This is a genomic window from Curtobacterium sp. MCBA15_005 (assembly GCF_001864855.1).
GTDB lineage: Bacteria > Actinomycetota > Actinomycetes > Actinomycetales > Microbacteriaceae > Curtobacterium > Curtobacterium flaccumfaciens.
This window is the reverse complement of sequence record NZ_MJGL01000056.1, coordinates 124,249-131,368: the sequence shown is the minus strand read 5'-3', so window position 1 is coordinate 131,368 and position 7,120 is coordinate 124,249. Positions and strand designations below refer to the sequence as shown.

Annotated in this window: 11 protein-coding genes; 7 read left to right on the top strand and 4 right to left on the bottom strand. The window is 70.9% G+C overall.

From position 1 onward, the window contains the following. Window positions 1–107: 107 nt before the first annotated feature. Window positions 108–743, bottom strand: coding sequence for a uracil phosphoribosyltransferase (gene upp, locus BIU89_RS14285; RefSeq protein WP_071247444.1), 636 nt, complete (start codon window positions 741–743; stop codon window positions 108–110). Between the two features lie 76 nt (window positions 744–819). Between upp and BIU89_RS14280 the strand changes: the two genes are divergently transcribed. Next, entirely contained in the window at window positions 820–1,254 is a 435-nt protein-coding gene (locus BIU89_RS14280; RefSeq protein ID WP_071247896.1) for a nucleoside deaminase, read from the top strand. Here BIU89_RS14280 and BIU89_RS14275 read toward each other — a convergent pair. Further along, window positions 1,235–2,191, bottom strand: coding sequence for a cation diffusion facilitator family transporter (locus BIU89_RS14275; protein ID WP_027466331.1), 957 nt, complete (start codon window positions 2,189–2,191; stop codon window positions 1,235–1,237). The two genes, BIU89_RS14280 and BIU89_RS14275, sit on opposite strands and share 20 nt — an antisense overlap. 64 nt (window positions 2,192–2,255) lie before the next feature. Between BIU89_RS14275 and proC the strand changes: the two genes are divergently transcribed. Further along, the gene (gene proC, locus BIU89_RS14270) at window positions 2,256–3,086 is read left to right on the top strand and encodes a pyrroline-5-carboxylate reductase (protein ID WP_071247441.1); all 831 of its coding nucleotides are present in this window, start codon (window positions 2,256–2,258) and stop codon (window positions 3,084–3,086) included. Window positions 3,087–3,173: 87 nt separating this feature from the next. Here the strand turns inward: proC and BIU89_RS14265 are convergent, their stop codons facing one another. Continuing rightward, a complete protein-coding gene (locus tag BIU89_RS14265) occupies window positions 3,174–3,869 on the bottom strand; it encodes a potassium channel family protein (RefSeq protein WP_216852501.1) in 696 nt (231 codons plus the stop codon). Continuing rightward, window positions 3,862–5,295, bottom strand: a complete 1,434-nt coding sequence (locus BIU89_RS14260; RefSeq protein WP_071247438.1) for a TrkH family potassium uptake protein — start codon at window positions 5,293–5,295, stop codon at window positions 3,862–3,864. Before BIU89_RS14260 ends, BIU89_RS14265 begins: the two co-directional genes overlap by 8 nt. 74 nt (window positions 5,296–5,369) lie before the next feature. Here BIU89_RS14260 and BIU89_RS14255 point away from each other — a divergent pair, with 74 nt between their 5' ends. The 5 genes from BIU89_RS14255 (at window position 5,370) to BIU89_RS14240 (ending at window position 7,057) form a co-directional block, all read left to right on the top strand. Further along, complete coding sequence (locus BIU89_RS14255; RefSeq protein ID WP_051596885.1) at window positions 5,370–5,885, top strand: ArsR/SmtB family transcription factor; 516 nt, start codon at window positions 5,370–5,372, stop codon at window positions 5,883–5,885. A gap of 137 nt (window positions 5,886–6,022) precedes the next feature. Beyond that, window positions 6,023–6,217, top strand: a complete 195-nt coding sequence (locus tag BIU89_RS14250) for a helix-turn-helix domain-containing protein (protein WP_017888579.1) — start codon at window positions 6,023–6,025, stop codon at window positions 6,215–6,217. Between the two features lie 109 nt (window positions 6,218–6,326). After that, window positions 6,327–6,425 (top strand): 30S ribosomal protein bS22, encoded by a 99-nt coding sequence (locus BIU89_RS17825; RefSeq protein ID WP_003792170.1) that lies wholly within the window; start codon window positions 6,327–6,329, stop codon window positions 6,423–6,425. 87 nt (window positions 6,426–6,512) lie between these two features. Continuing rightward, window positions 6,513–6,767, top strand: coding sequence for a glutaredoxin family protein (locus tag BIU89_RS14245; protein ID WP_071247435.1), 255 nt, complete (start codon window positions 6,513–6,515; stop codon window positions 6,765–6,767). Further along, window positions 6,764–7,057: a Dabb family protein gene (locus tag BIU89_RS14240; protein ID WP_071247431.1), complete on the top strand. Its 294-nt coding sequence runs from the start codon at window positions 6,764–6,766 to the stop codon at window positions 7,055–7,057. The genes BIU89_RS14245 and BIU89_RS14240 overlap by 4 nt, the downstream gene beginning before the upstream one ends. Window positions 7,058–7,120: the final 63 nt, after the last annotated feature.

The window sequence follows — 7,120 nt, the reverse complement described above, 5'->3', positions numbered from 1 at the left end:
CAGGTACGCCCGGAACGGGCGGGTGCGGTGGGCGCGACCGCACGGACGACAGGAGGCGCGGTGCCAACCGGCACCGCGCCTCCTGTCCGAGACGTGTCGGGTCTGCGCTACTCGGCCAGGCCGTAGAGGCGGTCGCCGGCGTCGCCGAGGCCCGGGACGATGTACCCGTTCTCGTCGAGCTTCTCGTCGAGCGCACCGAGGACGATCGAGACGTTGCGGTCGCCGACGGCCTGCTCGACCATGGCGAGCCCCTCGGGGGCACCGAGGATGCACACGCACGTGACCTCCTGCGCACCGCGGGCGAACAGGAAGTCGATCGCGGCGGCGAGGGTGCCACCGGTCGCGAGCATCGGGTCGAGCACGAAGCACTGCCGACCGGACAGGTCGTCGGGCAGGCGCTCGGCGTAGGTCTGCGGCTCGAGCGTCTGCTCGTTGCGGGCCATGCCGAGGAAGCCGACCTCTGCCGTCGGGACGAGCTTGACGATGCCCTCGAGCATGCCGAGCCCGGCGCGGAGGATCGGGACGACGAGCGGCCGCGGCTTGGCGATCGCGACGCCCATGGTGTGCGCCACCGGCGTGTCGATCGGCGTCGCCGTGACCCGGACGCCCCGCGTGGCCTCGTACGCGAGGAGCGTGACGAGCTCCTCGGTCAGGGCGCGGAACGTGGGGGAGGGCGTCGTACGGTCGCGGAGCACCGAGAGCTTGTGGGTGATGAGCGGGTGGTCGGCGACGTGGACTCGCATAAGGTCGAGCCTAGCGTGCCGCCGACCGTCAGGAGGTCCCGTGGAGGAGCCCGCAGCCCGCCCGTTCGTCCCGGCGATGGAGCGTGCGCTCGACGAGGCCCGACGGTGCCTGGAGACCGACGACGTGCCGGTCGGCGCGGTGGTGCTCGACCGCGACGGCGTCGTGGTCGCCACCGGCCGGAACGAGCGCGAGGCGCGGCAGGACCCGACGGCCCACGCCGAGGTCCTGGCGCTGCGTGCTGCGGCGGCGGTGACGGGGGACTGGCACCTCGAGGAGCACACGCTCGTGGTGACGCTCGAGCCCTGCCCGATGTGCGCCGGCGCCGTCATGGCCGCACGCGTGCCCCGAGTCGTGTTCGGCGCGTGGGACCCGAAGGCCGGCGCCAGCGGCAGCGTCTACGACATCGCCAGGGACCGCCGGCTGCCGCACCGCTCCGAGGTCATCGGGGGCGTGCTCGAGCAGGCGTGTGCCGAGCTGCTCGACGACTTCTTCAGTCCGCGGCGAGGATGACGATCGCCTCGGTCGGCGGCTGCGGCCCGGTGCGCAGGACGTCGGGTTCGACGTAGATCACCCGGGCGATCGGCACGGCGCTCCGCACACGCTGCTCGACGGTGTCGATGCCGGCGGCGACGTCACCGAGCCGGCGGTCCCCGTCGACGGCGACCTTCACGCCGACCATCAGCTCGTCCGGTCCGAGGTACAGGGTCTTCAGGTGGATGATCGCGTCGACCTCGGGGCCGTCGAGCACCGCCTGCTTGATGCGCTCGACGTCGGCGGCGGTCGCGCCCTCGCCGACGAGCAGGCTCTTCGTCTCGATGCCGAGCACCACCGCGACCGCGATGAGCAGCGCCGCGATGAGCATCGTGCCGATCGCGTCGAACACCCCGTTGCCGGTGATCGCCGTCAGGCCGACGCCGAACAGGGCGAAGACCAGGCCGAGCAGGGCCGCGGTGTCCTCGAGCATCACGACGGGCAGCTCGGGGGCCTTCGCACGGCGCACGAACTGCACCCAGCTCTGCGAACCCTTCTGCGGTCGGGCCTCGTGCAGGGCGGTGCGGAGCGAGAAGCCCTCGAGACCGATGGCGATGACGAGCACGACGAGGGGGAGCCACCAGTTTTCGAGCGGGTGCGGGTGGGCGAGCTTCTCGATGCCCTCGTAGAGCGAGAAGACACCGCCGACCGAGAACAGGATGATGGAGACGACGAACGCGTACACGTAGCGTTCACGCCCGTAGCCGAAGGGGTGTTCCTGGTCCGCCGCTCGCCGGGCCTTGCGGCCACCGAGCAGCAGCAGGAGCTGGTTCGCGGAGTCGGCCAGGGAGTGCACGCCCTCGGCCAGCATCGACGCCGATCCGCTGATCGCCGCCGCGATGAACTTCACGATCGCGATGCCGATGTTGGCACCGAGTGCGGCGAAGATCGCCTTCGTGCCTCCGGAAGCGCTCACAGCTGTCCCCTTCTCGTGGTCTGCGACACGATCCTAGGCGGGTCGCGTCGGTAGGGTCGGGAGCATGACGATCGACCTGCCCCGCACCGCCCTGCTCGGCGTCGGCTCCATGTCCGGCGCGGTCCTCGACGGCCTGCTCGCCGCGGGACTCGACCCGGCCACCGTGACCCTCACCACGAAGTCGGAGGCGTCCGCCGCTGCCCACCGGGAGCGCGGCCTCGACGCCACCGCGAGCGACACCGACCCCGACGCCAACCGGGCGGCCGTCCGTGGCGCGGCCCTCGTCGTGGTCGGCGTGAAGCCGTACATGATCGCGGACCTGCTCGACGAGGTCGCCGACGACCTGGAGCCCGGTGCCGTCCTGGTCAGCGTCGCCGTCGGCACCACCACCGCGAGCATGGAAGCTCGGGTGCCCGCCGGCGTCCGCGTCGTCCGTGCCCTGCCGAACACCCCGATCGGCGTCGGCCACGGCGTCACCGGCATCAGCGCGGGCACCTCGGCCGACGCCGAGGCCGTCGCACTGGCGTCGTCGGTGTTCACCGCCTCGGGCGAGGTCATCGAGGTGCCGGAGGCGCAGCTCGACGCACTGTCCGCCGTGTCCGGGTCCGGCCCCGCCTACGTCTTCCTGCTGGTCGAGCAGTGGCAGCGTGCCGCCGAGGAACTCGGGTTCACCCACGAGCAGGCGGCGACGATGGTGCAGGGCACCGTCCGCGGCGCGGTCGAGCTGCTCGAGCGGTCGGGCCGTGAGCCCGCAGACCTGCGCCGTGCGGTGACGAGCCCGAAGGGCACGACGGAGCGTGCCGTCGCGGTGCTGCAGGACGCCGACCTGGCGGACACGCTGCTGCGCGCGTCGCGTGCCGCGATCGCGCGTGCCGAGGAGATCGCCGCGTCGTAGACGCACACCGCGTCGTGGACGTAGCCACAGTGCGGACGGGAGGCCCGGGGCGACGCCGCCACGGGCCTCCCGTCCGTCCGGTGGTCGCTACTCGTACGCGGCGAAGCGCTCCAGATCGGTCTCGGAACCCGAGACGATGATGACGTCGTCCTCACCGATGACGCTGTCCGGCGTCGCCGGCACGAACGGGTTGCCGGGCGGCTTGATGCCGAGCACGGTCAGGCCGAAGCGGGTGCGGATCACGGTGGTGGCGAGGTCCTTGCCGCGGACCGCGCGCGGCGGGAACATCTTGACCACGGCGAAGTCGTCGTCGAACTCGATGAAGTCGAGCATCCGGCCGGAGACCAGGTGCGCCGTGCGCTCGCCGGCCTCGCGCTCGGGGTAGACGACGTGGTTGGCGCCGATGCGGGACAGGATCGTGCCGTGCGAGCGGCTGATCGCCTTCGCCCAGATCTGGGGGACGCCAAGGTCGACCAGGTTCGCCGTGATGAGCACGCTCGACTCCAGGTCGCTGCCCGTGCCGACGACGGCGATGGCGAAGTCCTGCGCGCCGATCTGCCGGAGTGCGTCGATGTCGGTCGCGTCCGCCTGCACCGCGTGGGTGACCCGGTCGGACCACTTCTGCACCAGTCCGGCGTCGGTGTCGACGACGAGCACCTCGCGGTCCTGGCGTTCGAGCTGCCCGGCGGTGGCGGCTCCGAAGCGACCGAGCCCGATGACGAGGACGGGAGCGTCGTGACTGATGGCACCGTGCTGGTGCGACGAACGGGTGCGGTCAGCCAACGATCGGCCTCTCCTCGGGACGGCGGAACAATTGCCGGCTCTGGCTGGCGGCCAGGGCAGCGGCGATGGTCACTGTACCGACCCGGCCGAGGAACATGGTGGCGGCGAGCACGTACTTGCCCGATTCCGGCAGGTTCGCGGACACGCCGGAGGACAGACCGCTGGTCGAGAACGCCGAGATCACCTCGAACAGCACACGGTCGAGCGAGTCGTCGGTGATCTGCAGGAGCACCACGGTCGCGACCGCCACGATCGTCGCTCCCCACAGCACGATGGCCACCGCGACGCGCAGGACGTCGCTCGGGATCCGGCGACCGAAGGCCTCCATGCTCTGGCGGCCGCGCGCCTCGGCGACCGCGGCCAGGAACAGCACCGCGAGGGTCGTCACCTTGATGCCGCCGGCCGTCGAGGCGGATCCGCCACCGATGAACATGAGCATGTCCGTCACGAGCAGGCTCGAGCCGTTGAGCTGGTCGAAGTCGACGAGCGAGAAGCCTCCGGAGCGGGTCATCGTCGACAGGAAGAGCGCCTGGAACGCGGTGCGCCCGGCTCCTTCTTCGCCGAAGGTCGTCGGGTTCGACGCCTCGAGTGCGGTGTAGACGACCGCGCCGCCGAGGAGCAGGACCGCGCTCGTCGCCAGGGTGAGCTTGACGTGGATCGGCCAGCGCCGCGGGGTGCGCAGCTGCTTCGTCAGGGCGCGGATCACCGGGAACCCGATGGACCCCGCCACGACACCGATCATGAGCAGCGTCAGGAACCAGTAGTCGTGGGCGAACGGGTCGAGGCCGTCGGCGTTCGGCGAGAACCCGGTGTTCGTGAAGGCCATCGCCGCGTAGTAGAAGGAGTCGCCGACCGCGGTCCAGAACGGGATGCCGGCGATGAGCACCGACGGCAGGAGCAGCAGGCCGAGGACGATCTCGATCGACAGGGTGCTCACCGCCACCGTCGCGAGCAGGGTGCCGACCTCGCCGAGCCGGACGGCCTGCCCCTCGGGCACGGCGCCGTGGTGGGTGCGGAGCGGGTTCGAGTCGCCGGCCGCCATGAGCTTCGCGCGCAGGCCGAGCTTCCGGGTGACGAACAGGCCGAGGATCGACGCGAAGGTCAGGACCCCGACGGCACCGATCTGGGTGCCGATGACCACCAGGACCTTGCCGAACACCGACCAGTGCGTCGCCATGTCGACCGTGGACAGCCCGGTGACGCAGACCACCGACGCCGCGGTGAAGAGGGCGTCCGCGAAGTGGGTGCTGCTGCGGTCCGCTGTGGCCCACGGCGTCATGAAGAGCACCGTGAACAGGAAGATCAGCGCGATGAACACGACGATCGCCAGTCGGGACGGCGACGAGCGCAGCACCGTCGCGATCCGGCTCGCTCGCCGTCGGCCGACACTCACGTGGTGCGGGATCGGCTCGGTTCGGTCGAGCATGCGTATGCCTCCGAGGACATGGGCCGGGACGGTTCGTCATGGTACATCCGTGGTGCCCCGGCTAGCCTTGCCCCATGGCCGACATCTTCTCCGTCGTGGCGGATCCGACCCGGCGCGAGCTGCTCGGCACGCTGTTGTCCGCCTACGGTTCGGACGTCACCGGCGGGGAGCTCAGCGTCGGCCAGCTCGTCGAACGCCTCGGGGTCAGCCAGCCCACGGTGTCGAAGCACCTGCGTGTCCTGCGCGACATCGGGCTCGTCACCAGTCGCGAAGAAGGGCAGCACCGCTACTACCGGCTCGACCCGGAGCCGCTCGTGCACCTGGAGGACTGGGTCCTGCCGTTCACGGGCGCGGTCGACGCCGACGGCACCCCGGCCACCACCGCGTGGACGCCGGACGGCCAGCCCGTGTCGATCCGCCGGAACGGCACGGCCGGCAAGGCGACCGTCGAGGTGGGCACCGAACTCGGCCGTGTGATGGCCGAGGCGTCGTACCGGGCCACCGCGGCGATCTCCGGAGCGCAGCAGGGCTGGGAGCGCGTCGTCGACCGCAGCCGCAAGCGCTTCACCCGGCGGGGCGACGAGGACTGAGTCCGCGGCGATTCCGGTGCGCACCGGCCGCGGACTGATCCTGGACACCGGGTCGCAGGCGCCTCTACAGTTGCCACTGACCACACAGGTCACACCACTCCCGTGCGCAGCGCGCGTGCGAGCCCCGAAGGCGGACCATGACCGGCAGTTTCGACGACGTGCGCTTCCTCACCGTCGCTGAGGTCGCCGAGATGATGCGCGTCTCGAAGATGACCGTGTACCGGATGGTGCACGCCGGTGAGCTCCCCGCCATCCGCTTCGGCCGCTCCTTCCGTGTCCCCGAGTCGGCCGTCGCCGACGTGCTGCGCGGTGGCGTGGCGGACGTCGGCTGAGCGCGCGTTCGACATCACAGCGGGCAGCCGGTAGACTCGGGCAGGTTGATTTTCCGCGGTCTCTTCGGCCCGGTGTCCGTACATCAGCATCAGTCCGAGCGAGGTCCACATGGGTTCTGTCATCAAGAAGCGTCGTAAGCGCATGGCGAAGAAGAAGCACCGCAAGCTCCTTCGCAAGACGCGTCACCAGCGCCGCAACAAGAAGTAGACCCTCACAGGTCTGCGCAGGTCGGAGGACCTGCACGAGAAGCCCCGGCTCGCCGGGGCTTTCGCGTTCCCGGACTACGCTGGGACCATGCCCGCAGTGACGTTCCTGACGAAGCCCGGATGCCACCTCTGCGACGACGCCCGGCCCGTGGTCGAACGCGTCGTCGCCGACCACCCGGGGGTCACCCTGCAGGAACGCTCGATCCTCGACGACGACGCCCTCCGCCAGGAGTACGCGGAGGACATCCCCGTCGTGCTGATCGACGGGCGCGTCCACAGCAACTGGCACGTCGACGCCGACCGGCTCGCACGTGCGCTCGAGAAGGCCGAGGCCCGCGCATGATCTCCCACGTCGTCTCCTGGTCCCTGCGGACCGACCTCGACCGCACCGCGTCGATCGCCCGCATCCGCGAACTCCTGACCGGTCTGGTCGGCACCGTCGAGTCGATCCGCTCGCTCGAGGTCGTCGAGAACGTCGCCTACCCGGACAAGAACCACGACGTCGCCGTCGTCGCCAGCTTCGACGACCTCGCCGGGCTCGATGCGTACCAGGTGCACCCGGAGCACCAGGCCGCGGCAGCGGCGATCCGCGAACTGGTCACGGCGCGGGCCGCCATCGACTGGCAGAGCTGAGCCGGGCCTCCAGTCCGAGCGCTCGTCGCTTCGCGTCGCGCGCTTCGTGAGCAGCAATGGTCG

Coding starts and splice junctions, on each gene's coding strand:
- BIU89_RS14280 (WP_071247896.1), top strand. CDS start 820: ATGGAGCGTGCGCTCGACGAGGCCCGACGGTGCCTGGAGACCGACGAC.
- proC (WP_071247441.1), top strand. CDS start 2,256: ATGACGATCGACCTGCCCCGCACCGCCCTGCTCGGCGTCGGCTCCATG.
- BIU89_RS14245 (WP_071247435.1), top strand. CDS start 6,513: ATGCCCGCAGTGACGTTCCTGACGAAGCCCGGATGCCACCTCTGCGAC.
- BIU89_RS14250 (WP_017888579.1), top strand. CDS start 6,023: ATGACCGGCAGTTTCGACGACGTGCGCTTCCTCACCGTCGCTGAGGTC.
- BIU89_RS14255 (WP_051596885.1), top strand. CDS start 5,370: ATGGCCGACATCTTCTCCGTCGTGGCGGATCCGACCCGGCGCGAGCTG.
- BIU89_RS17825 (WP_003792170.1), top strand. CDS start 6,327: ATGGGTTCTGTCATCAAGAAGCGTCGTAAGCGCATGGCGAAGAAGAAG.
- BIU89_RS14240 (WP_071247431.1), top strand. CDS start 6,764: ATGATCTCCCACGTCGTCTCCTGGTCCCTGCGGACCGACCTCGACCGC.
- upp (WP_071247444.1), bottom strand. CDS start 743: ATGCGAGTCCACGTCGCCGACCACCCGCTCATCACCCACAAGCTCTCG.
- BIU89_RS14260 (WP_071247438.1), bottom strand. CDS start 5,295: ATGCTCGACCGAACCGAGCCGATCCCGCACCACGTGAGTGTCGGCCGA.